Below are 23,183 nucleotides of genomic sequence, written 5' to 3'. Positions count from 1 at the left end.
CGCGAGGCTTCCTGTCTGTGCGCGCGGCGCCGGACGGAGGGTGCCCTGGTGTCATCGCCCCTGCTGACGGTGGCCGTGCCCGCCTACAACTGTGCAGAGTTCCTCGGTCGAGCCCTCGCCGCTCTCTGCGCCGCCGACGCCCGTGTCGAGGTCGTCGTCGTCGACGATGGCTCGACAGACGCGACCGGCATGCTCGCAGAGTCGTATGCGCATACCTACCCTGACCGCATCCGCGTCGTGCACCAGACGAATGGTGGCCACGGAGCCGCGATCGACGCCGGTATCGCGCACGCTCGCGGCAGCTACCTGAAGGTGCTCGACGGCGACGATTGGCTGTCGTCCCCGGCCCTGGCGCGGGTGCTCGATACTCTCGAACGGCTGGAGGAGGCCGGGGGAGTCGACGCGGTGTTCACGGACTTCGTGCACGATCGCGTGGGCAAGCCGGCACGCGCGACGTGCTTCGACACGGTCTTCCCGACCGAGCGTGTCTTCGGGTGGGAGCAGACGCAGCGCTTCGGGCGCCGGCAGTACCTCATGATGCACGCGGTCATCTACCGCACGGCGCTGCTGCGCGAGGTGGGTCTGGATCTGCCGCGCCACACGTTCTACGTCGACAGCCTGTACGTCCTGCGCCCGCTCGCGCGCGTGCGCCGGATGTACTACCTGCCGGTTCCGCTCTACCACTACTACATCGGTCGAGAGGGCCAGTCGGTCGCGCCGGAGGTCATGCTGGCCCGCGTCGATCAGCAGCTGTGCGTGAACCGGCTCGCACTGGAGACTCTGCCGAGCATCGAGGAGGTGCGCGCCGGCCGTGTTCCCTCACGGCTCTACGACGCGCAGCTGCACTACATCCGTGCGCTCTGCGCCACCGTGAGCGCGACGCTCGCGCTGGGCGGCACCGCCCAGCACCTGGCGGTGCGCCGTGCCTTCTGGCGGGAGGTCAAGCGCGACAGCCCCCGCATCCACGGGCGTCTCAGACGGAGCCTCGTCGGCGCGGGAAGCAACCTGCCGGGCTACGCGGGGCGGCGCGTCACCCGGGCCGCCTATCACCTCGCCCGTCGCTACGTGGGCTTCAGTTGAGAACAGACCAGGAAGGAGACAGAGCATGATTCGCATCGGCGTCGTCGAAGACGATCCGGCCAGCATCGACCGCCTGCTGTCGCACCTGGACCGGTTCCAGCGTGAGCACGGCGAACGCTTCCACATCGGGGCGTTCCGCGACGGACGCGACATCATCGAGGACTACCGCCCCGACTGGGACATCCTGCTGCTAGACATCCAGATGGCGCGTGTGGACGGCATGACGGCCGCGCGACGCATCCGCGAGGTCGACAGCGAAGTGCTCATCGTCTTCGTGACCGCGTCGCCGCAGTACGCGGTGAGCGGTTACGAGGTCGATGCCCTCAGCTACCTGCTCAAACCGGTCTCCTACCCGGTGTTCGCGCAGGAGCTCGGGCGTTGTCTGGTGCGCCTGCGCAGGCGCGAACGCCGGCACATGCTCTTCACCGCGGCCGACGGAGATCGTCACCGCCTCGACATCGCCGATGTCCTGTATCTCGAGAGCGCCAAGCACAATGTGCTGATCCACACGCTCGACAGCGATTACACCGTGGCCACGTCGCTGAAGGCGATGGAGGGGGAGCTGGAGGGTGAGGACTTCTTCCGCTGCAACAGCGGATACCTCGTGAACCTCCGCCACGTGACCGGTGTGGAGGGCAACGACTGCCGCATCCGCGGCGGCGTGCGGCTGCAGATCAGCCGGCCGCGCAAGAAGGACTTCCTCGCCGCCCTGGCCGCGTACACCGGCACGCGCGGGATCACGGCATGAACGAGCTGTACGTCGCCGACATCCCCCGCAGCTTCACCGCCATCGCGGAGTGGGGTGCCTGCTTCGTCTTCGTGCTGATCGTCGCGCGCCGAGCGAGCTGGTGGGCCACGGCCGCCGTATCCGCCGCGGGACTGCTTGCGCTGCTCGCCGTTCAGGAAGCGGCCGGGCGCCTCTCGCTCGCACTGTGGATCCCGGGGATGCTGGCCGCCGTCATGGTGATGTTCGCGATGCTGTACGCGACGCTGCGCGTCTCCCCGGTGACGGCGGGCTACCTCACGGCACGCGCGTTCGTGCTCGCGGAGCTCACCGCATCCATCCACTGGCAGCTCGACCGGTTCTACCTCGATGCGCCAGCCGAGGTGAAGACGACGATGATGGTCCTCACCTATGGCGGGATGCTGGGGCTCGCCTGGCTCGCCGAGCGGCGTCACTTGGTGCGTGGAGAGGTCTTCGAGGTGGGCTACGCCGATCTCGTCGCCGCGTTCTCGATCGCGACCGCCACGTTCATCATCTCCAACCTCAGCTTCGTGACGACCGCCACACCGTTCAGCGGCCGTATCGGGCACGAGATCCTGTACATCAGGACGCTCGTCGATCTCTGCGGATACATCGCTCTCTACGTGCAGCACGAGGTGCGCCGCGGCTTCCAGGCTCGCCGTGAAGCCGACGCGATGGCGAGGCTGCTGACCAGCCAGCACCAGCAGTACGAGATGTCGCGGCGAACGATCGACGAGGTCAACCGCAAGTACCACGACATGAAGCACCACCTGGACGCGATCCGCGCCGAGCAGGACCCGCAGTCGCGCCTGCGCATCCTCGACGACCTCGAGACATCGATCCGTGACTACGCCACGCAGGTGCGCACCGGCAACGATGTGCTCGACGCCGTTCTGACGGCCAAGCTCATGTACGCGAGGGAGCAGAGCATCCACGTCGCGACGGTCGCCGACGGGCGGTTGCTGGCGCGATTGCGTCCGCTGGACATCACCGCGATCGCGGGCAACGCGCTCGACAACGCGTTCGAGGCGACGGCACGGCTGCCCGAATCGCAGCGGATGGTGAAGTTCTCCCTCTTCGCGCACGACGACTTCGTGATGTTGCGGGTGGAGAACACGTTCGACGGGCATCTGCGTCGGCGTGACGGTCGCATCATCACGCGCAAGGTGGGCGACGGGCACGGATATGGGTTGCGCAACATCGAGGCGGCGGCGGAGACCTACGGCGGGTCGGTGTCGGTCGACGGTGGCCCCGAGTGGTTCTCGCTCCGGGTGCTGCTTCCCCGGGACGTCGCCGCCGCGGCGCCCTGAACCGTCCGATCAGGCGGCCAACGCCCGGCGGACGTGCCCGATCAGCTGCTCGCGCAGCGGCTGCGCTCTCCGCGTGAACGCCCGTTGTTCGGCGACATAGACGGCCTTGCCTTCCGGCGTCTCCACGGCGACGGGTTCGTAGCCCCAGGCACGGAGGTCGTACGGCGAGGCGCGCATGTCGAGCGCGCGGATGTCACGGGCGAGCGCGAAAGCGTCCAACAGTGTCTCGCCCGGCACCAGCGGACCGAGCTTGACCGCCCACTTGTAGAGGTCCATGCCCGCGTGCAGGCAGCCCGGCTGTTCGTTCGCGGCCTGGGTGGCGCGTTCGAGCGGTGCACGGTTGCGAGGCGCCGCATCCGCGGTGAAGAAGCGGAAGGCGTCGAAGTGGGTGCAGCGCAACTCGTGGGACTCGACGACGGCGTCGGTACCCGCTGATCCCAGTCGCAGCGGCACGGCGTGGCGTGCCGCGGGGGCGCGGTAGAGCATCGCCCACTCGTGCATGCCGAAGCACCCGTACTGCGCGCTCCGTCCGCGGGCGCCCTCGAGGATCGCGGCGACGCCGGTGAGCAGCAGGCGCTTCTCAGCGGCGAAGGCGCGAACATCGACCGTGAGGGAGTCGTTCTCGTCGCGGACGTACCAGCGCCACTCGGCGCGAGCCTCCTGTGCCGCATCCGCCAGGGCGTAGGTCGCGCCCGGATGCCACCGGCGCAGCAGCGCCGGCTTATAGCCGTAGTAGGTGAAGAGGAAATCCTCGACGGGATGGGTCTCGCCGCGAGCGGCCCGGGCGCGACGTCCGGCCGTGAGCGCATCGGCCCGCGCGGCGTGAGCACTCTCGCGAGCGCGCCAGTCGTCGGGGCCGAGGACGGTCTGCGGTGCGAGCAGGGGTGACGCGGTGCTCACGCGGGGTCGATCAGCGCGGGGGAGTCGTTGCGCACGTTCCCGACCGCGGAGGAGACCACCCGCGTCTCGAGGGTCTCGGCGAGGTCGGGAGCCGCGTCGATCGCGGCATCCAGGATGTCGCCGACGTTCTCGGTGTCGGTGTCGAGCCACGCATCGGCGAAGTCGGCGTCGAGGAACAGGGGCATCCGGTCGTGGATCGAACCCAGGGCGCCGATCGCGTCGCGGGTCAGGATGGTGAAGCTCAGCAGCCAGCGGTCGGGGTCGTCATCGCCCTTGCTCGGGTCCTTCCACCATTCGTACAGCCCCGCCAGGAACAGGGGCGAATCGTCGGCCGGATGGATGAAGTGCGGCTCCTTGCCGTCGGCGAGCTGCTTCCACTCGTAGTAGCCGGTCGTCGGAACGACGGCGCGGCGCTTGATGAGAGCACCGCGGAACATGGGCTTCTCCTCGAGCTCCTCCGCGCGGGCGTTGAAGGCGCGGGCCCCGATCTTCGGATCCTTCGCCCACGCGGGCACCAGGCCCCACCTCGCGGGCTCGAGTCGCCGCGTGGGCGGCTCGGTCTTGGCGGAGTCCAGCACGATGGCCGCCGTGCTCATCGGCGCGACGTTGTAGGACGGCGCAGGGAGCGAGGGGTTGATCGTGTCGACGCGCAGTACTCCGACGAGCTCAGACGCGACGTTGGCGACGACGAACCGACCACACATGCCGGTCAGCCTACGCCGGGGCGTACGACACCGGCCTCTTCCAGCCGATCGAGCAGTTCGGCTCCGTCGTCGCCGCTGACCCACGGCACACTCGCGGCGGAGTGGTCGTTCACGGCCGTCCGGCCACCGGCGAGCACGGCTTCTGCGGGCGTCAGGCGGCGGATGGCGACGGCGGCGACGTTGCCGGGATGCGCGCCCGCGAACTCGGTGTAGATCGCATCGTCGGCCTGCCCATCGTCCCCGATGAGCAGCCAGCGGATGTCGGGGAACTCCTGCGCAAGTCGGTTGAGATTCGTCGACTTGTGCGCGCGCCCGCTGCGGAACCATCGATCGTGTGTCGGCCCCCAGTCGGTCAGCAGCATCGCGCCGGAGGGGAAGAGGTGCCGGCGCAGGAAACGGGTCAGCGTCGGGGCGACGTTCCACGAGCCGGTCGACAGGTAGACCAGGGGGGCGCCGGGATGCTCGCGCGTCACGCGCTCGAGCAGCACCGACATCCCGGGCACGGGCTGCCGCGCGTGTTCGTTGACGACGAAGGAGTTCCAGGCCGCGAGCATCGGACGGGGGATGGCGGTGACCATGACCGTGTCGTCGATGTCGCTCACGACACCGAACCTGGCGCCGTCGGAGACGATGAACACGCGCAGCGTGGTGGTCTGACCGCCCTCCACCTGCGCCGTGAGCGTCTGCCAGCCCGGCTCGAGGGTCGCCGGGAGCACCACGTCAACGACGCCGCCGCGGTCGGCGACGACGTCGTGCGTCTCGCCACCCACCATGACCCGCACCTGGCCGTACGCGACCGGGATTGCGGCGAAACTCCGCCATCCGCGGATGCCTGCGTACTCGCCCTTGTCCCGGCCGACCGGGGGGATCACGACGCGTGCGAGCACGCGCACCCAGCGCTCGGAACCGTAGCCGGGAAAGGCCGCCACCGATGGTGTGCGCCCGCGACGACGGGCGCCCCGTTCACGCCACGCGTGAAACCGGCGCTCGAGTCGGGCGATCCAGAGGATCTTGTCGGAACGGGTCGGACGACGGGATTCGGCCACGCCCTCAGTCTTCCACGTCCGTCGCCCGGGGCCCCGGGGTGGACGCGGGCTCGGTCATGTGCCGACGCTCGACCCGCTCGATGATCTTCTTGCCCGCGAACACGAGAACGACGAAAACCACGATGATGGCCACGAAGATGTAGCCCGCGTAATGGATGCGCTCCGACAGTTCGCGGTAGGTGCCCGCAGCGGCGGCCGCCACTCCGATGTAGAGGCTCGCCCAGATGATGCACGCCGGCGCCGTCCAGGCGAGGAACCGTCGATAGGGGAAGCGCGCCATGCCGACCGTCAACGGCACGAGCGAGTGCAGCACGGGCAGGAAGCGCGACAGGAAGATGGCGGGCCCGCCGCGACGCTCGAGATAGCGCTCCGACCTGGCCCAGTTCTCCTCGCCGATGCGGCGCCCGAGACGCGACCGGCGCAACCACGGCCCCAGATAACGACCGAGGATATAGCCGAGCGTCTCGCCCGCCAGCGAACCGATGACGACGGCTGCGCCCAGGACGACGCCCTGCACGGGTGTGGTGACGGCGGTTCCCGCGACGATCACGATCGTGTCACCCGGAACGATCAGTCCGACCAGGACGCTGGTCTCCAGCATGATCGCGACGCCGGCGAGAACGACGCGCAGCACCGGATCGATCTCGCGCACGGCATCGAGGATCGCGGTGAGCAGATCGTTCACGCCGTCGAGCCTAGAGGCTCGCAGTGTCGCTAGCCTGGGAGCGTGCCCGCTGCTCCCATCCGCGTGCACGGCGCGAACGATCCCGCCGCCGTCCATGCACTCTTCGCCGAGCGCGACCATACGTTCTGGCTGGATGCAGGGCCCGGTGCCGACATCGGCTACAGCTGGATCGGATACGGCATCCCCGTCGACGGCGACGAGGTCCGTGCGGTGCAGGTCCCCTCGGGCGAGGCCGCGCCGCATCCCGCCGGCCCGTTCCGGAGCGGCTGGGTGGGATGGCTGTCGTACGAGAGCGGAGCGGATGCGGCGGGCGCGCCGGTGGCATCCGACGAGATGCCGCGCGAGAGCTGGATGAGGGTACGCACGCTCGTGACCTTCGATCACGCCGCCGGCGCGACCTGGGTCAGCGGCGAGGAAGCCGAGGCCTGGGCGGAACGCATTGTGTCGGCGCCTCCGGTCGCTCCCGTCGTGGTGCCCGAGCGGGGCGCGGCGATCGCGCGGGTCGACGCGTTCCGGTACGCCGACGACATCCGCACCGCCATCGCGGCGATCGGTCGCGGGGACGCCTACCTCCTGTGCCTGACGACGCGCTTCGACGTTGCTGGCGATGTCGATGCGCTCGACGCCTACGCGGCGCTGCGTGCCGACACGCCGTCGCATCACGGACTCCTGCTGCGAAGCGGCGGCGTCGCGCTGGCCGGGGCGAGTCCCGAGCGGTTCCTGGTCGGTCGCGACGGTCGCGTGAGCACGCATCCGATCAAGGGGACGCGCCCGCGCGGCTCCACCCCCGAGGCGGATGCCGGCCTTGCCGCCGATCTCGCGGCAGACCCGAAGGAGCGCGCCGAGAACGTCATGATCGTCGACCTCATGCGCAACGATCTGGCGCGGGTGTGCGATCCGGCCACGGTGAGCGTCGACCGCCTGCTGGAGGTCGAGACGTATCCGCGCGTGCACCAACTCGTGAGTTCGGTCAGCGGCGTGCCGCATCCGGGCGTGACCCTGGGGGAGATGCTCGCGGCGGTCTTTCCCGCGGGCAGCATGACCGGGGCGCCCAAGCTGTCGGCGATGACGCTGCTGCACGACATCGAGGGCGCGCCACGGGGCGCCTTCTCCGGATGTGCCGGTTGGGTGGGTGATGACGGCGCGTTCGATCTGGCCATGACGATCCGCACGCTCGTCGTGCACCCCGGCGGCGCGTACGTGGGTGCGGGAGGGGGGATCACCTGGTCCTCGAACGTCGACGCCGAGGTCGCGGAGGTGGCGCTGAAGGCCACGGCGCCCCTGCGGGCGGCGGGCGCGAGGCTCCCGGCCGACTGGGGTGGTTAGGGGTCGGGTATCCTGAAATTTGCGCCTTGCGCACCTTCCCGACACTCCACGATTGGTCCCTCTGTGTCTACGACCTCGACCGACACCGCAGGCGCGTCCGCCGACGGCGGCTTCGACGCCCACGCCATCCAGGACAAGTGGCAGCAGCGCTGGGCGGAAAGCGACCCCTTCCGCGCCGGCGGTGAGAACGACACCCGCCCGCGCAAGTACGTGCTCGCGATGTTCCCGTACCCCTCCGGCGACCTGCACATGGGCCACGCCGAGAACTACCTCTACTCGGACATCGTCGCCCGATTCTGGCGTCACCGCGGCTACAACGTGCTGCATCCGATCGGATGGGACTCCTTCGGGCTTCCCGCCGAGAACGCGGCCATCAAGCGCGGCGCGAACCCGGTCACCTGGACGTACGACAACATCGCCCAGCAGAAGGAGAGCCTCAAGGCCTACGGCGTCTCCTTCGACTGGAGTCGTGTCCTGCACACCAGCGACCCGGAGTACTACCGGTGGAACCAGTGGCTGTTCCAGAAGCTGTACGAGCGGGGCCTGGCGTACCGCAAGGAGAGCCCGGTCAACTGGTGTACGCACGATCAGACGGTGCTCGCCAACGAGCAGGTCATCGACGGGCACTGCGAGCGCTGCGGCGCCCTGGTCGTCAAGAAGAAGCTGACCCAGTGGTACTTCCGCATCACCGACTACGCCGACCGGCTGCTCGATGACCTGAACCAGCTCGAGGGCTTCTGGCCGCACAAGGTCATCCAGATGCAGCGCAACTGGATCGGCCGCTCCGTCGGCGCCGACATCGACTTCGAGATCGAGGGTCGCGCCGAGAAGGTCACGGTGTTCTCCACGCGTCCCGACACGCTGCACGGTGCCACCTTCATGGTCGTCGCGCCCGACTCCGACCTGGCAGCCGAGCTCGCCGCCGGCGCCGGCCCGGAGGCGAGCGAGCGCTTCCAGACCTATCTGTCGCAGGTGCAGCAGACGACGGATGTCGAGCGTCAGAATGCGGACCGGCCGAAGACCGGCGTGTTCCTCGACCGCTACGCGATCAACCCCATCAACGGGGAGCGCTTGCCGATCTGGGCGGCCGACTACGTCCTGGCCGATTACGGTCACGGTGCGGTCATGGCCGTGCCCGCGCACGATCAGCGCGACCTCGACTTCGCGCGTGCGTTCGATCTGCCGGTGAAGATCGTCGTGGACACGACGGCGCCGATCACCGGCGCCGTGCCGGTCATCGAGCTCGACGCCGACGGCAACCCGATCGACCCGTTCGAGGGCGCCGACACTCTCGACGACATCGACCCGGTACGCACCGGTGTCGCGCTGAGCGGAGACGGCCGCCTCATCAACTCGGGCAGCCTCAACGGCCTCAGCAAGCGCAACGCGATCGCACGCGCGATCGAGGAGCTGACGGCGGCGGGGACGGGCCGCGCGGCCAAGACCTATCGCCTGCGCGACTGGCTGATCTCCCGCCAGCGGTTCTGGGGCACCCCCATCCCGATGCTGCACGGCGAAGACGGCCGCATCGTTCCGGTGCCCGACGACCAGCTGCCGGTGCGTCTTCCCGACCCCGAGGGGCTCAACCTGCTGCCGCAGGGCACCTCGCCGCTGGGCGGTGCCACCGAGTGGGTCCAGGCGAGTGACCCGGAGACCGGCGAGCCCATGCGTCGCGACCCCGACACGATGGACACCTTCGTCGACAGCTCCTGGTACTACCTGCGCTTCCTGTCGCCGGGTGACCCCGACGCCGCCTTCTCGGGTCGTGAGGCCTCGAAGTGGGCGCCGGTGGACTTCTACATCGGCGGCGTCGAGCACGCGATCCTGCACCTGCTGTACGCCCGGTTCATCGTCAAGGCGCTGTACGACATGGGCTACGTCGACTTCACCGAGCCCTTCTCCAGTCTGATCAACCAGGGCATGGTCATCCTCGACGGCGCGAAGATGTCCAAGAGCAAGGGCAACCTCGTGCTGTTCCAGGACGAGCTCGACGCCCACGGCGCCGATGCGCTGCGCGTCGGACTCGCCTTCGCCGGCCCCGTGGAAGACGACAAGGACTGGAAGGACGTCTCGACGACCGGCGCGACGAAGTTCCTCGCGCGTGCGCTGCGCATCGCGGGCGAGGTCTCCAGCCCGACGGATGCGGTCTGGGCCGAGGGCGATGTGGCGCTGCGCCGCGTCACGCACCGGCTGTGGGCCGATGCGCCCTCGCTCATCGAGCAGACGAAGTTCAACGTCGTCGTCGCACGCCTCATGGAGCTCGTCAACGCCACGCGCAAGACGATCGACTCCGGAGCGGGCGCGGCGGACCCCGCGGTGCGTGAGGCTGCCGAGGCCACGGCGATGATCCTCGACCTGTTCGCGCCGCACACGGCGGAGGAGATGTGGTCCCAGCTGGGCTATGAGCCCTCCGTCGGTCTCGCGTCCTGGCGTCAGCCCGACGGAACGCTGCTGGTGGAGGACACCATCACCGCCGTCGTCCAGATCGACGGCAAGGTGCGCGCGACGCTGGAGGTGTCGGCCAAGATCGGCGGCGAGGAGCTCGAGCGCCTGGCGCGCGAGGACGTGCGGGTGCAGCGCGCGCTCGGCGAGCGTGAGATCGTGCGGGCGATCGTGCGGCCGCCGAAGGTCGTGAGCTTCAGCACGCGCTGAGCGAGCTGCTCTCCCCATCGGAGGAACCCCCGCGGTGCATGCACACCGCGGGGGTTCCCTCGTTCGGGCCAGGGGTGCGGGTACCTAGCGTGGGCGTGTGAAGCCCGCATCCGATGCCTCAGGACGTGTGCGTCTGGGGGTCGGCGCCGTCATCGTGCTGGCATTGCTCGTGTTGGCCGTGACGGTCGTGGTGGGGGTGTTCCGGAGTGCGACGGTTCCGCCGCCGGCACCGGTGACGACGCCCACGGCGGCCGTCGAGGTCGCCGAGGTCTACGTGCACGTCTCCGGCGCGGTGACAGAGCCTGGGCTCTATGTCCTGGCGGCGGGATCACGGGTCGCCGATGCGATCTCGGCGGCGGGCGGTTTCGGTGAGAACGCGGACACCGCCGCGGTGAACCTCGCCCGGCCGCTCAGCGACGGGGAGCAGCTCGTCGTGCTCGAGGTCGGGCAGGCACCTCCCGCAGGCGCGACCGAGGCCGAAGGCTCGGACGGCGGCCCGATCAATCTGAACACCGCCGGGGTGGACCAACTCGACGAGCTGCCACGCGTCGGACCTGCCATCGCGCAGCGAATCGTGGACTGGCGGGAGCAGAACGGCCGGTTCACGAGTGTGGACGATCTGCTGGGCGTGCCCGGCATCGGCGAGAAGATGCTCGCGGGCCTGCGGGACCTCGTGACGGTGTGATGGACGCGCGCGCCTGGCGGCTCGTTCCCGCTGCGGCCCTCTGCTGGATCGTCGCGGCAGTGGCGATCACTCAGCCGGCGATGGCGTCCGGTCTGGCGATGTTGTGCGGCGGAGCCGCTGTGGCGACCGCAGCCATCGTTGCGCTCGTCACGCGGCAGAACCCGACTCGGACGTGGACGCTGGCGACGCTCGCCCTGCTCCTCGCGGCGATTCCGGCGGTGTCGGTGGCGGTACTGGAACCGCCCCGCCAGGCGGCGATCGAGATCGGCGACGGCCACCGGATGAACGGCGAGTTCGCGATCGTGGGCAAGGTCGAGACGACCTCACTCGGCTTCCGAACGGATGCGGTGGCGATGTCGGTGTCAGCCGGACGAGAGCCCCTCCCCGGCGGGGTGCCGGTGACGGTTCTGATGTCCGAGCGTCCCGACGGGGCCGAGATCGGCGCCGTCGTGCGGATCGAGGGCGCGGCGTTCGCTGCCGATCCCGGGGAACGCGCCGTGCTCGTCGTGCGCGCGGAGAGCGTTGTGCTGGTTCGAGCGCCCAGCGGGATCGCGGCCGCATCCGCGTGGCTGCGGCTACGTCTCGCGGCATCGACGGAAGGACTGCCTGCGCCCGCCGCGGGCCTCATTCCCGGCCTCGCGGTCGGAGACACCGGCGGCGTCGACGCTGCGTTGGAGCAGCAGATGCGTGCCGCATCCCTCACCCACCTGACCGCCGTGTCGGGCGCGAACTGCGCCATCGTCGTCGGGCTCGCCTTCGTCCTCGCGGCTCGGTGCGGTCTCGGTCGCGCGGGCCGCGTGGCCGCCGGACTCTCGGCGCTCGCGGGGTTCGTCGTGCTGGTGACGCCCGAGCCCAGCGTCGTCCGCGCGGCGACGATGTCCGCGGGCGCGATGCTCGCGTTGCTGCTCGGGCGGCGGGGGAGTGGGCTCGCCCTCCTCGCCCTCGCTGTGTGCGTGCTGCTGGCCGCCGACCCGTGGCTGGCTCTGTCGCTGGGGTTCGCCCTGTCGGTCGCGGCGACGGGTGCACTCCTCGTGCTGGCGCCGCCGCTCGCCCGAGGGCTGGGCAGGTTCCTGCCCGCCTCGCTCGCTCTTGCGCTGGCCGTGCCGTTGTCGGCGCAGCTCGTGTGCAGCCCTCTCATCGTGCTCGTCAGCCCCGGTGTCGCCGTCTATGGGGTGCCGGCGAACCTCCTCGCCGCACCCGCCGCGCCGGTCGCCACCGTGCTCGGGTTGGCCGCGTGCCTCGCGGGTCCCGTGCCCGTGTTGCAAGCAGGGCTGACCGCACTCACGTGGCTGCCGGCGGCGTGGATCGCCGGGATCGCGGGTGCCGTCGACGCGCTGCCCGCGCGGACCCTCCCGTGGGCGGAGGGCTTGCCCGGGCTCGTCGGCCTGGTCGTGGTGACGGCCGCCGGCACGGTCCTCCTGCTCCCGCCGGGACGAACACGCGTCGCTCGCCTCGGCCGCGCACTCTCGGCCGTGACGACTGCAGCCGTTGCCGCCGCAATGGCGGGGATCCTCGTGGTCGAGTCCGTCGTCGTTCCGATGACGACGCCGCAGGACTGGAGCATCGCGATGTGCGACGTGGGGCAGGGGGACGCCGTCATCGTCCGTTCGGCGGGTGCGGTCATGCTCGTCGACACCGGCCCGGAACCGGAGCCGCTCGCCTCCTGTCTCGAGAGGCTGGGGATCGGACGGATCGACCTGCTGGTGCTGACGCACTTCGACGCCGATCACGTCGGCGGGCTCGACGGCGTGCCCACCGACGTCGGTCTCCTGCTGCACGGTCCGGCCGACGAGCGCGACACCGCTCGCGTGCTCTCGGCCGGTGCGCAGGCTGTCGTCGCCGCAACGGCGGGGATGGGCGGCGCGCTGGGGGCTGCGCGATGGCGGGTCGTGTGGCCGCCTGCGGATGCCGTGACACCGGGCAACGACGCGAGCATCGTCGTGGAGGTCGGGGGTGGCGACGTGCCGCGCACGCTCCTGCTCGGGGATCTCGGCGCGGACGCTCAGCGGGCGCTGCGCGCGAGAGGAGAGCTGCGCGGGCCGTACGAGGTCCTCAAGGTCGCGCATCACGGTTCGGCCGATCAGGATGCGGGGCTGCAGCGTCAGGTCGCCCCGGCGCTCGCACTGATCGGCGTGGGGACCGACAACGACTACGGGCACCCACGAGCGGAGATCCTCGACATCCTGGCGGCTCAGGGCGCGACCGTGGCGCGCACGGATCTGGACGGGCTCATCCTGGTGGGGTTGAGCGACGGGCGTACGACGCTCTGGCGCGAGCGGGCGGATGCGGCGTCGGCCGCCCTCGGTAGGCTGGGGGGATGGCGACCCGAAAGCCCACCCCGACGCGCAGCGCGATCCCGCAGCAGTCGTGGCGGACCCCGGAGCCGGCGCCGATCGTGTTGATCTCGGGTCCCGAGGAGGTCTGCGCGGAGCGGGCGACCGCGCGGCTGCGCGACTACCTGCGCGCAGAGGATCCGAGCCTGGAGATCTCCGACATCGACGCGTCGGACTACACCGCCGGAACTCTCCTGGCCGTCAGCGCGCCGTCGCTGTTCGGGGAACCGAGACTTGTGCGCATACGCAGCGTCGAGAAGTGCTCCGATGCCTTCCTCGCGGAAGCCCTGGCCTACCTTGAGAACCCGCAGGACGGGGCGACGGTCGTGCTGCGTCACACCGGTGCGAGCGTGCGGGGCAAGAAGCTCCTCGAAGCGATCCGTGCCGGATCCGGCGGCGGAGTCGAGGTGGCCTGTCCGGCGATCAAACGCGATTCCGATCGGTACGACTTCGCGGCGAGCGAGTTCCGCGAGGCCGGTCGGCGCATCGCACCCGCCGCGCTGCGCGCGCTAGTCGGGGCGTTCTCCGACGACCTGACCGAGCTCGCCGCGGCCTGCCAGCAGCTGGTGAACGACGTCGAGGGTGACATCACCGAGCAGATCGTCGAGCGCTATTACGGCGGGCGCGTCGAGACCTCGGCCTTCACCGTCGCCGACACGGCGATCGCGGGCCGCTACGGAGAGGCGCTCCTGGCACTCCGTCAGGCACTCGATTCGGGGGCCGACCCGGTTCCGATGGTCGCGGCGATCGCGATGAAGCTGCGCACGATGGCGCGGGTCGCCGGCACCCGCGAACCCTCTCGACAGCTCGCGACGCGACTGGGCATGAAGGATTGGCAGGTCGACCGCGCGCGGCGAGACCTCTCGGGGTGGACCCAGGACTCGCTCGGTCTCGCGATCCAGGCGACCGCGCGCGCCGACGCCGAGGTCAAGGGTGCCTCCCGCGATGCCGTGTTCGCGCTCGAACGCCTCGTCACCGTCATCGCCACGCGTGCGCCCTACGCGGCCTGAGTCCCGTCCTCGACAACGACGAAGGCCCGCCGCAACAGCGACGGGCCTTCGAGGAGGAAGCGGCTCAGAGAGCGGAGACCTGCTTCGCGATCGCGGACTTGCGGTTCGCGGCCTGGTTCTTGTGGATGACGCCCTTGCTGACGGCCTTGTCGAGCTTCTTGGTAGCCGTAACGAGCGCCTTCTCGGCGGCGGCCTTGTCGCCACCGGCGATGGCCTCGCGGGTGCGACGCACCGCGGTCTTCAGCTCGCTCTTGACGGCCTTGTTGCGCTCGTGCGCCTTCTCGTTGGTCTTGTTGCGCTTGATCTGCGACTTGATGTTTGCCACGTGTCGTGAACTTTCGTTTCGGAGTCTGCTCGGAAGTTGCCGGTCAGCGGTAGAGGGGCGCTTCGCGGCGGTCGTGAAGAGCGGGAAAACCCTTCACGCGCAAGCCAAACAAGGAGTCTACCAGACCGGGTCCTTCGCGCCCGCCTCGATCGTGGCGATCGCCAGCGCGATGACGGCGTCGAAGACCTCCGGGCGCATGGCCGAGACGAGATGGCTCGTGCGGGGGATGACGATGAGCTCCGCGTGGGGCGCGATGCGCTGGAAGAGACGCTCGCTGACGCGCAGCTGGTCGTACTGCCCGTTGACGAACCACAGCGGCACCCGGATGCGGGCGAGAGCCGTCAGCACGTCGAGCTGCGCGAGCTGCGCGAGCGCCCCGTCCTGGGCATCGAGGGCATAACCGCCCGCTCCGAAATCCGCGCGGGTGTGCTCGGGGAGCGTTCGGGAGAGCACGTACTGGGTCAGCCGCATCCCCCGATCGGGGAGCGCGTCGAAGCCGCGCGCCAGAGCACGGTAGGTGCGCAGTCCCAGTCCGCGCGGCACCGCGGTGCAGGATGCGGCGATGAACCCGGCGATCGGTGGGGCATCGACCTGCCCCGCGTATTCGATGCACAGCAGTCCGCCCATCGAATGGCCGACCAGGAGGACGGGCCCGCGCTCGGCGCAGGCGCGCACCGCTCGGTCGATCGTCGCGAAAGCCTCGTCGAGGGCGAACGGCTCGGCCATGCGGGTGCCGTGACCGGGGAGGTCGACGGCGTTCACGCCGATACCCCCGGCCTCAAGGCTCTCCCGCTGTGCGCGCCACATGGACGCCGACGTACGGATCCCGTGCACCAGGACCACCTGCACCGTCATCGCTCCAGCCTAGGCTCGGGCGGCCGGCTGCTCCCCGTAGAATCGACGGAACATGTCACCGCGCGCCCTCAAGCCCCTGCAGCCGTCCGCGACTCCGCCCGAGCTGATCCGCAACTTCTGCATCATCGCCCACATCGACCACGGCAAGTCGACGCTGGCCGACCGGATGCTGCAGATCACCGGCGTCGTCGCCGACCGCGACATGCGTGCGCAGTACCTCGACCGGATGGACATCGAGCGCGAGCGCGGCATCACGATCAAGAGCCAGGCCGTACGGATGCCGTGGTCGGATGCGAACGGCACGTACGCGCTCAACATGATCGACACCCCGGGGCACGTGGACTTCACCTACGAGGTGAGTCGATCGCTCGCCGCGTGCGAGGGTGCGATCCTCCTGGTGGATGCGGCGCAGGGCATCGAGGCGCAGACGCTCGCGAACCTGTATCTCGCGCTCGAGAACGACCTCACGATCATCCCCGTGCTCAACAAGATCGACCTGCCCGCGGCGGATCCCGAGAAGTACGCCGCCGAACTCGCGGGACTCATCGGCGGCGACCCGGAGGACGTGCTGCGCGTCAGCGGTAAGACGGGCATGGGTGTCGAGGCGCTGCTGGATCGGATCGTCGAGCGCATTCCCGCACCCGTGGGGGATCCCGCCGCCCCGGCACGCGCGATGATCTTCGACTCGGTCTACGACGCCTACCGCGGCGTCGTGACGTACGTCCGGATGGTCGACGGCAAGCTCGAGCCGCGCGAGCGGATCCAGATGATGTCGACGAAGGCCACCCACGAACTGCTCGAGATCGGCGTCTCCAGCCCCGAACCCGTTCCCACCATGGGCCTGGGCGTCGGCGAGGTCGGATACCTGATCACGGGTGTGAAGGACGTCCGGCAGTCGAAGGTCGGCGACACGATCACGAACCATCGCAAGCCCGCCACCGACGCTCTGCCCGGCTACACCGATCCGAAGCCGATGGTCTTCTCCGGCATCTATCCGATCGATGGGAGCGACTACGCGGAGCTGCGCGAGGCGCTCGACAAACTCAAGCTGTCCGACGCGTCGTTGCAGTACGAGCCGGAGACCTCCGTCGCGCTCGGCTTCGGTTTCCGCTGCGGATTCCTGGGGCTCCTGCACCTCGAGATCATCACCGAGCGCCTCTCCCGCGAGTTCGGTCTCGACCTGATCACGACCGCGCCGTCGGTGACGTACGAGGTCATGACGGACACGGGCGAGACGGTCACGGTCACCAACCCGAGCGAGTACCCGGACGGCCGCGTGGCCGAGGTCTCCGAGCCCGTCGTCAAGGTCGGCATCCTGCTGCCCAAGGACTACGTCGGTACCGTCATGGAGCTGTGCCAGTCGCGGCGTGGAACGCTGCTGGGAATGGACTACCTCAGCGAAGACCGCGTGGAGCTGCGCTACAACATGCCGCTCGGCGAGATCGTCTTCGACTTCTTCGACCACCTCAAGAGCCGTACGCAGGGCTATGCGAGCCTGGACTACGAACCCGCCGGTTCGCAGACCGCCGACCTCGTGAAGGTCGACATCCTGCTGCAGGGCGAGAAGGTCGACGCGTTCAGCTCGATCGTGCACCGCGAGAAGGCATACGCGTACGGCACGATGATGACCGAGCGGCTGCGCAAGCTCATCCCTCGTCAGCAGTTCGAGGTTCCGATTCAGGCGGCCATCGGCGCGCGGATCATCGCGCGTGAGAACATCCGCGCGATCCGTAAAGACGTGCTCGCCAAGTGCTACGGCGGTGACATCACGCGTAAGCGCAAGCTCCTCGAGAAGCAGAAGGAGGGCAAGAAGCGCATGAAGATGGTCGGACGCGTCGAGGTGCCCCAGGAGGCGTTCATCGCCGCGCTATCGGGCGACGTCGAGACGAAGAAGTAGGGGATTCACATTCGGATCGCGCATCCAGGCCGGCTCGGTACGCTGGAAACCATGCGCCGTGGGACCTTCCGGGACGAGACCGTCGACTACGCCGCCGTCGGGGCGACGCAGGCTCCCGACCTCCTCCAGTACCCGCCGGAGAAGAGCATTCCGGCGCAGGAGTCGTGGAAGCTCGGCAGCGGTGAGGAGCGATTCCGCTCGGCGGGCGACGCGCTGCTGTCGTGGCGAGCCCTGCGCGACGGCGGCATCTCGATCGCCGAGGTGCGTCCCGCATCCGACCCGAGCTACTCGGGGGTGTCGTTCGACGACGAAGGTCAGCCGATCGCGCCCAGCCGCCTGGACGCCGACCAGCGCTTCGACGCCGACGGAACGCCGTACGTGGCCGCCGGCTCGTCGGTGCACGTGCGCGGACGCGTCGGCGGCTACCGCGTCGACGCCGAGCTGCGCGTGATCTTCGTGGTCGAGGAGAAGCGTCGTATCGGCTTCGCCCTGGGCACGGTGCGCGACTCGGTGGTGAGCGGCGAGGAGTCGTTCATGATCGAGTGGCGCGGCGACGACGAGGTCTGGTTCACCGTTCGCGCGTTCGACCGCCCGGTGTCGCCGCTGTACCGTCTTCTCCCCGCGCTCGTGCGCCGCCGCCGCCGCGAGCTCTTCGGTCGATACCTGCGCGCGATCTCGCCCATGTACACGACCCCCGCCTGATGACACCATCCGTTCTTCCCGACGGCGACCTCGCACCCGCCGACGGAGCCCTTCCCGAGGGGACGGTGGTGGATCCCGGCACCGATTTCGGCGTCTACATCCACGTTCCCTATTGCCGTGTGCGCTGCGGCTACTGCGACTTCAACACCTATACCGCCGACGAGCTGCGCGGACACCGACGAGACGACTACCCGGACGACCTCGGTCGCGAGATCGCCTTGGCGACCCGGGTGCTGGCCGACGCACCGCGACCGGCTCAGACCGTCTTCTTCGGCGGCGGCACGCCGACCCTGCTGTCGTCGGCGGCGCTGGGGGGAATGCTGCACGCCGTCCGCGAAGGCTTCGGCATCGCGCCGGACGCCGAGGTCACGGTCGAGGCGAATCCCGACTCGGTCACTCCCGCGTCCCTCGCCGATCTCGCCGAGGCGGGCGTGACCCGCGTCTCGATCGGCATGCAATCGAGCGTCCCGCACGTCCTCGCGGCGCTCGACCGCACGCATGATCCCGCCAACGTGGCCGCCGCCGTCGCCGGAGCGCGGGCGGCGGGTCTCGATGTGAGCGTCGATCTGATCTACGGCGCACCGGGGGAGTCCCTCTCCGATTGGCGTGCGTCGGTGGATGCTGCCCTCGCGCTGGAGCCGGATCATCTCTCCGCCTACGCGCTCATCATCGAGGACGGGACGAAGCTCGCCCGCCGCATCCGCTCCGGTGAGGTCCCCGCGCCCGATGACGACCTGCAGGCCGAGATGTACGAGTTCGTCGACGACGCGATGGCGGATGCGGGCTACGACTGGTACGAGGTGTCGAACTGGGCGCGCGGCGCAGACCACCGCTCGCGCCACAACCTCGCCTACTGGCGCGGAACAGACTGGTGGGGGTTCGGCCCGGGCGCGCACAGTCACGTCGCCGGCGTGCGCTGGTGGAACGTGAAGCACCCGGCCGCCTACGCGCAGCGACTCTCGCTGGGATCATCACCGGCGGCAGCCAGAGAGGTCCCCGACCACCAGGCCCGCGCGCTCGAGCGCATCCTGCTGGAGTCCCGCATCCGCGAGGGGCTGCCGATCGAGGTGGTCCCGACCGACCGACGCAGCGCCGTGGCCGGGCTCATCGCCGACGGCCTGGTGGAGGGTGCTGCCGCGCTGCGCGGTCGCATCGTGCTGACGCGTCGTGGCCGCCTGCTCGCCGACGCGGTCGTGCGGGCACTGACCGACTGACTCAGCGGGTGAGCGCCGCGAGCACCTCCGCGCGCGGCAGCGGTACATCCTCGGTCACGGTGTCGTAGCGGCGCACGAGCGTATCGTCGCGGAACGCGGGCCAGCCGGGATCGCGGGTCTCGGCGAAGTGGATCCAGTCGGCGTGCATGCGCGTGGCCAACTCCGGCGGAGCTGCGGCCCCGGCCATCGTGATCGCACCCTCGTCGCCCAGCGCGTCGAAGACGAAGCCGATCTCGAGGGCGTGCGCGGCGCGAAGATCGCGCACCGGGCTCGCCCAGGCGAACTCGTAGACGAAGGTGGATGCGCTGCGTGCACGCGCGACCTCGATCGCCGGCTGCCGCACGGCCAGATCGGTCAGGACCTGTCCGATGATCTCGCCGGGCGACGCGTCGGGGAACGTCGCCCGATACGCGCGCCACACGCCGCGCGGGAGACGCTTGGCGAGCGCGAGAAGCGCATAGGTGCCCCGCGAGAGCTTCGCGAACGCGGCGGGCGTGTCCCACAGTCGGTACTCGTCGGTGTTCGTCCCGATGATCACAGGCACGTCGACGTCGACGAGTGCTCGGCGGGGGTTCTCCGGCAACGTCGTCGGATCGACGCTCGCGGTGAAGCCGGGGGCTGCCTTGATGAGGGTCGAGTTCGCGGTCAGTTCATCCCTGGTCGCGACGAGCCGCTGGGGCGAGACGGCGCGGAAGCCCTCTGCGGTGGCGGGGACTCCGAGTCGGCGAGCGATGTCGCGCGCGGGACGGGCGGCGCGCTCGGGCGTGGTGGCGTCCAGAGGCCCCGACTCGATGATCGCGCCGGCGAGGAGCGGGCGCAGGTCCTCGCGCGCCAGGAGAGCAGCGACCACGGCTCCGCCGGCGGACTCGCCGAAGATCGTGATCCGAGAGGGATCGCCGCCGAAGCGGGCGATGTTGCGATGCGTCCACCGCAGCGCCTCGGCGGCGTCGGCGAGCCCGATGTTGCGCGGAGCATCGGGCAGGACGGAGAACCCCTCGGACCCCAGCCGGTAGTTCGCCGAGACGAAGACGACGCCGTCGCGTGCGAACGGGGTGCCGTCGTACGTGCTGATCGCCGCCGCGCCTCGCTCCAGCGCTCCGCCGTGGAACCAGAGCATGACCGCGGCGCCGTCCGCATCCTCCGGGCGCCACACATTGACGGTCAGGATGTCGTCCCCGGGGATGATTGTCGAGGGGAGGAGCTTGCCGATCTCGCCCGGGTAGGGCGACTGAGGCGACGTGGGGCCGAACGCGGTGGCCTCGCGCACACCCTCCCACGCCGCGGCGGGCTCGGGGAGGGCGAATCGCCGCGCCCCGACCGGCGGTTCGGCGTAGGGGATGCCGAGGTAGTGCTCGATCCCCTCGGAGCGGGTCCCGGAGACCGCTCCGGCCTCGGTGTGGACGACGGGATGCGGCATACGACCTCCTCTCGCGAGTCTACGGGTGCCTTCCGGAGACTCGCGGCTCGAGCGCGCTAGAATTGGCACTCCCAGACCTCGAGTGCCAGGAGGGAGTGCGCATGGTCAGCGATCGGGGACTCGACGTGCTTCGAGCGATCGTCCAGGACTACGTCGAGACGCGTGAACCCGTCGGGAGCAAGTCGATCGTCGAACGTCATTCGTTCGGCGTGTCCGCGGCGACGATCCGCAACGACATGGCGCTGCTCGAGGACGAGGAGCTCATCACCGCACCGCACACCTCGTCCGGCCGAGTGCCGACCGACAAGGGCTACCGCGTCTTCGTGAACCACCTCGCCGAGTTGCGCCCGCTCACCAGCGCCCAGCGCTCGGCGATCACGGCGTTCCTCGGTGCTCCGGCGGACTTGGACGACATGCTCGGACGGACGGTTCGCGCGCTGACCCAGCTCACCGGCCAGGTCGCGCTCGTGCAGTACCCGTCGTTCGAGCGCGCGAGCATCACGCACGTCGAACTCGTCCACCTCGGCGGTTCGCGTCTGGTCGTCGTGCTCGTCACCGACACCGGTCGGGTGTCGCAGCGTCTGATGGCAGCGCCCGAGCCGCTCGAGGAGACGGATGTGGCGACGCTCCGCGCGCAGGTGTCGGTGCTGGTCACCGGGCGGCCCGTGCGCGAGGGCACGCAACGGGTCGCGCAGGCACTGGCAGAGACGCTGACCGACAGCCGGGCCGATCGCGCCCTGGGGGCGCTGCTTCGCACGGTCGGCGAGGAGCTCGACGAGTTCCGCCAGGATCGGCTCGTGATGGCGGGAACGGCCAACCTCGCTCGTGCAGAGGGCGACTTCCGCGGCAGCATCTACCCGCTGTTGGAAGCGATCGAGGAGCAGGTCACCCTGCTGCGTCTCATGGGCGAGATGGTGGCCGACCAGCAGGGGCTCGCCGCATCCATCGGGCGCGAGAACGAGGCGTTCGGACTCGTCGAGGCGTCCGTGGTGGCCAGCGATTACGACACGACCGGAGGGCAGGCGCGCGTGGGCGTGCTCGGCCCCACTCGGATGGACTACTCCAGCAACCTCGCGGCCGTCCGCGCCGTGGCTCACTACCTGAGCCGTCTGCTGGAAGAAGACGAACGCGCGCGCTGAGCGCGCGAGACGATTCCGCGTCACGCGGACGGGAAGGCTGAAGTGGCAGACCACTACGAAGTACTCGGGGTGCCTCGCGACGCATCGCAGGACGACATCAAGAAGGCGTATCGCAAGCTCGCGCGTCAGCTGCATCCCGATGTGAACCCCGGCGAGGATGCGGCGGAGCGGTTCAAGCTCGTCACGCACGCCTACGACGTGCTGAGCGACAGCGAGCAGCGTCGTCGGTACGACATGGGCGGCGACAGCGGTGGATTCGGCGGTGCCCAGGGCTTCGGCGGGTTCAGCGACATCTTCGACACGTTCTTCGGCGGGGGAAGCGGAGCCGGGCGCGTGCGTCCGCGCTCGCGCACCGAGCGAGGCCAGGACGCCCTCGTGCGCGTGACGCTCGAGCTGCGGGAAGTGATCTTCGGGGCACATCGCGACATCGAGGTGGACACCGCGGTGCTGTGCGAGACGTGCGAGGGCGGGTGCTGCCAGCCGGGCACGTCGCCCGTCACCTGCGACATCTGTCACGGCAGCGGACACGTGCAGCGCACGGTCCGCAGCCTTCTCGGCAACGTCGTCACGAACCAGCCGTGCGCCACGTGCCAGGGCTACGGCACGACGATCCCGTACCCCTGCGCGACCTGCCAGGGCCAGGGGCGCGTGCGCGCGCGGCGGACGGTCTCGGTCGACATCCCCGCGGGCGTCGAGACGGGCCTGCGGCTGCAGCTTCCCGGCTCCGGCGAGGTGGGCCCCGCGGGCGGTCCCCACGGCGACCTGTACCTGGAGATCACGGTGGCGGCGGACGAGGTGTTCAGCCGCGACGGCGACGACCTGCTCGCCACCCTCGACGTCTCGATGCCCGACGCGATCCTCGGAACCACCACGCGGATCGAGGCGCTGGACGGACCCGTCGACCTGGAGCTGCGCGCCGGGGTCCAGGCCGGCGACGTGCTGACGATCAAGGGACGCGGCATCACGCCGCTGCGCGGCAACCAACGCGGCGACCTCAGGATCGGCGTGCACGTGGTCACCCCGACCCGCCTCGACCACAAGGAGCGGGCTCTCATCGAGGAGTTCGCCAAGAAGACCAAGGCTCCGGCTCCTCGTCTGTCCGAGTTCCAGCAGGGTCTGTTCGCCAAGCTCCGCGACCGCTTCCGCAACGGGTGATCC

Annotated in this window: 20 protein-coding genes; 13 read left to right on the top strand and 7 right to left on the bottom strand. The window is 69.8% G+C overall.

Going from position 1 to position 23,183, the window contains the following annotated elements:
• The first annotated feature begins 48 nt into the window (after window positions 1-48).
• From KYX17_RS16510 to KYX17_RS16500, 3 genes are read left to right on the top strand one after another with little or no spacing between them, the layout of a single operon-like run.
• Window positions 49-1,080 (top strand): glycosyltransferase family 2 protein, encoded by a 1,032-nt coding sequence (locus tag KYX17_RS16510; RefSeq protein WP_243228016.1) that lies wholly within the window; start codon window positions 49-51, stop codon window positions 1,078-1,080.
• Window positions 1,081-1,105: 25 nt separating this feature from the next.
• On the top strand, window positions 1,106-1,828 hold the full coding sequence (locus KYX17_RS16505) for a LytTR family DNA-binding domain-containing protein (protein ID WP_243228015.1): 723 nt from the start codon (window positions 1,106-1,108) through the stop codon (window positions 1,826-1,828).
• Window positions 1,825-3,135 carry an ATP-binding protein gene (locus KYX17_RS16500; RefSeq protein ID WP_243228014.1) on the top strand — a complete coding sequence of 437 codons (1,311 nt, stop codon included), beginning with the start codon at window positions 1,825-1,827 and terminating at the stop codon, window positions 3,133-3,135. Before KYX17_RS16505 ends, KYX17_RS16500 begins: the two co-directional genes overlap by 4 nt.
• A gap of 9 nt (window positions 3,136-3,144) precedes the next feature.
• Here KYX17_RS16500 and KYX17_RS16495 read toward each other — a convergent pair whose 3' ends face one another.
• Genes KYX17_RS16495 through KYX17_RS16480 form a run of 4 tightly spaced genes read right to left on the bottom strand, consistent with a single transcriptional unit; the run spans window position 3,145 to window position 6,470 of the window.
• Window positions 3,145-4,035 carry a 3-methyladenine DNA glycosylase gene (locus KYX17_RS16495; protein ID WP_243228013.1) on the bottom strand — a complete coding sequence of 297 codons (891 nt, stop codon included), beginning with the start codon at window positions 4,033-4,035 and terminating at the stop codon, window positions 3,145-3,147.
• Window positions 4,032-4,739: an SOS response-associated peptidase gene (locus KYX17_RS16490; RefSeq protein ID WP_243228012.1), complete on the bottom strand. Its 708-nt coding sequence runs from the start codon at window positions 4,737-4,739 to the stop codon at window positions 4,032-4,034. The genes KYX17_RS16495 and KYX17_RS16490 overlap by 4 nt, the downstream gene beginning before the upstream one ends.
• A 5-nt stretch (window positions 4,740-4,744) precedes the next feature.
• Window positions 4,745-5,785: an App1 family protein gene (locus tag KYX17_RS16485; RefSeq protein ID WP_243228011.1), complete on the bottom strand. Its 1,041-nt coding sequence runs from the start codon at window positions 5,783-5,785 to the stop codon at window positions 4,745-4,747.
• Window positions 5,786-5,789: 4 nt separating this feature from the next.
• The gene (locus KYX17_RS16480) at window positions 5,790-6,470 is read right to left on the bottom strand and encodes a DedA family protein (RefSeq protein ID WP_243228010.1); all 681 of its coding nucleotides are present in this window, start codon (window positions 6,468-6,470) and stop codon (window positions 5,790-5,792) included.
• A gap of 42 nt (window positions 6,471-6,512) precedes the next feature.
• On the opposite strand from KYX17_RS16480, the gene KYX17_RS16475 reads away from it, so the two are divergent.
• From KYX17_RS16475 to holA, 5 genes are all read left to right on the top strand, one after another.
• Window positions 6,513-7,796, top strand: coding sequence for an anthranilate synthase component I family protein (locus KYX17_RS16475; protein WP_243228009.1), 1,284 nt, complete (start codon window positions 6,513-6,515; stop codon window positions 7,794-7,796).
• 63 nt (window positions 7,797-7,859) lie between these two features.
• Window positions 7,860-10,448 carry a leucine--tRNA ligase gene (gene leuS / locus KYX17_RS16470; protein WP_243228008.1) on the top strand — a complete coding sequence of 863 codons (2,589 nt, stop codon included), beginning with the start codon at window positions 7,860-7,862 and terminating at the stop codon, window positions 10,446-10,448.
• 97 nt (window positions 10,449-10,545) lie between these two features.
• Window positions 10,546-11,133 (top strand): ComEA family DNA-binding protein, encoded by a 588-nt coding sequence (locus KYX17_RS16465; RefSeq protein WP_243228007.1) that lies wholly within the window; start codon window positions 10,546-10,548, stop codon window positions 11,131-11,133.
• A gap of 59 nt (window positions 11,134-11,192) precedes the next feature.
• On the top strand, window positions 11,193-13,535 hold the full coding sequence (locus KYX17_RS16460) for a ComEC/Rec2 family competence protein (protein WP_243228006.1): 2,343 nt from the start codon (window positions 11,193-11,195) through the stop codon (window positions 13,533-13,535).
• Complete coding sequence (gene holA / locus KYX17_RS16455) at window positions 13,451-14,476, top strand: DNA polymerase III subunit delta (RefSeq protein ID WP_243228005.1); 1,026 nt, start codon at window positions 13,451-13,453, stop codon at window positions 14,474-14,476. The genes KYX17_RS16460 and holA overlap by 85 nt, the downstream gene beginning before the upstream one ends.
• A gap of 64 nt (window positions 14,477-14,540) precedes the next feature.
• Here the strand turns inward: holA and rpsT are convergent, their stop codons facing one another.
• Together rpsT and KYX17_RS16445 are read right to left on the bottom strand one after the other, a co-directional pair.
• Complete coding sequence (gene rpsT / locus KYX17_RS16450) at window positions 14,541-14,801, bottom strand: 30S ribosomal protein S20 (RefSeq protein WP_243228004.1); 261 nt, start codon at window positions 14,799-14,801, stop codon at window positions 14,541-14,543.
• Window positions 14,802-14,918: 117 nt separating this feature from the next.
• Window positions 14,919-15,656 carry an alpha/beta fold hydrolase gene (locus tag KYX17_RS16445; protein WP_243228003.1) on the bottom strand — a complete coding sequence of 246 codons (738 nt, stop codon included), beginning with the start codon at window positions 15,654-15,656 and terminating at the stop codon, window positions 14,919-14,921.
• Between the two features lie 52 nt (window positions 15,657-15,708).
• Here KYX17_RS16445 and lepA point away from each other — a divergent pair, with 52 nt between their 5' ends.
• Genes lepA through hemW form a run of 3 tightly spaced genes read left to right on the top strand, consistent with a single transcriptional unit; the run spans window position 15,709 to window position 19,469 of the window.
• The gene (gene lepA, locus KYX17_RS16440; RefSeq protein ID WP_243228002.1) at window positions 15,709-17,553 is read left to right on the top strand and encodes a translation elongation factor 4; all 1,845 of its coding nucleotides are present in this window, start codon (window positions 15,709-15,711) and stop codon (window positions 17,551-17,553) included.
• Between the two features lie 51 nt (window positions 17,554-17,604).
• The gene (locus KYX17_RS16435) at window positions 17,605-18,255 is read left to right on the top strand and encodes a DUF1990 family protein (protein WP_243228001.1); all 651 of its coding nucleotides are present in this window, start codon (window positions 17,605-17,607) and stop codon (window positions 18,253-18,255) included.
• Window positions 18,255-19,469 (top strand): radical SAM family heme chaperone HemW, encoded by a 1,215-nt coding sequence (gene hemW / locus KYX17_RS16430; protein ID WP_243228000.1) that lies wholly within the window; start codon window positions 18,255-18,257, stop codon window positions 19,467-19,469. The genes KYX17_RS16435 and hemW overlap by 1 nt, the downstream gene beginning before the upstream one ends.
• 1 nt (window position 19,470) lies before the next feature.
• Here hemW and KYX17_RS16425 read toward each other — a convergent pair whose 3' ends face one another.
• On the bottom strand, window positions 19,471-20,886 hold the full coding sequence (locus tag KYX17_RS16425) for a carboxylesterase/lipase family protein (protein ID WP_243227999.1): 1,416 nt from the start codon (window positions 20,884-20,886) through the stop codon (window positions 19,471-19,473).
• Between the two features lie 101 nt (window positions 20,887-20,987).
• Between KYX17_RS16425 and hrcA the strand changes: the two genes are divergently transcribed.
• A complete protein-coding gene (gene hrcA / locus KYX17_RS16420) occupies window positions 20,988-22,025 on the top strand; it encodes a heat-inducible transcriptional repressor HrcA (protein ID WP_243227998.1) in 1,038 nt (345 codons plus the stop codon).
• A gap of 42 nt (window positions 22,026-22,067) precedes the next feature.
• A complete protein-coding gene (gene dnaJ, locus KYX17_RS16415; RefSeq protein WP_243227997.1) occupies window positions 22,068-23,180 on the top strand; it encodes a molecular chaperone DnaJ in 1,113 nt (370 codons plus the stop codon).
• The last annotated feature ends 3 nt before the right edge of the window (window positions 23,181-23,183 follow it).

The organism is Microbacterium sp. CIAB417, assembly GCF_022788845.1.
The sequence above is the reverse complement of the archived record's forward strand: the minus strand, read 5'-3'. Positions and strand labels throughout refer to the sequence as shown.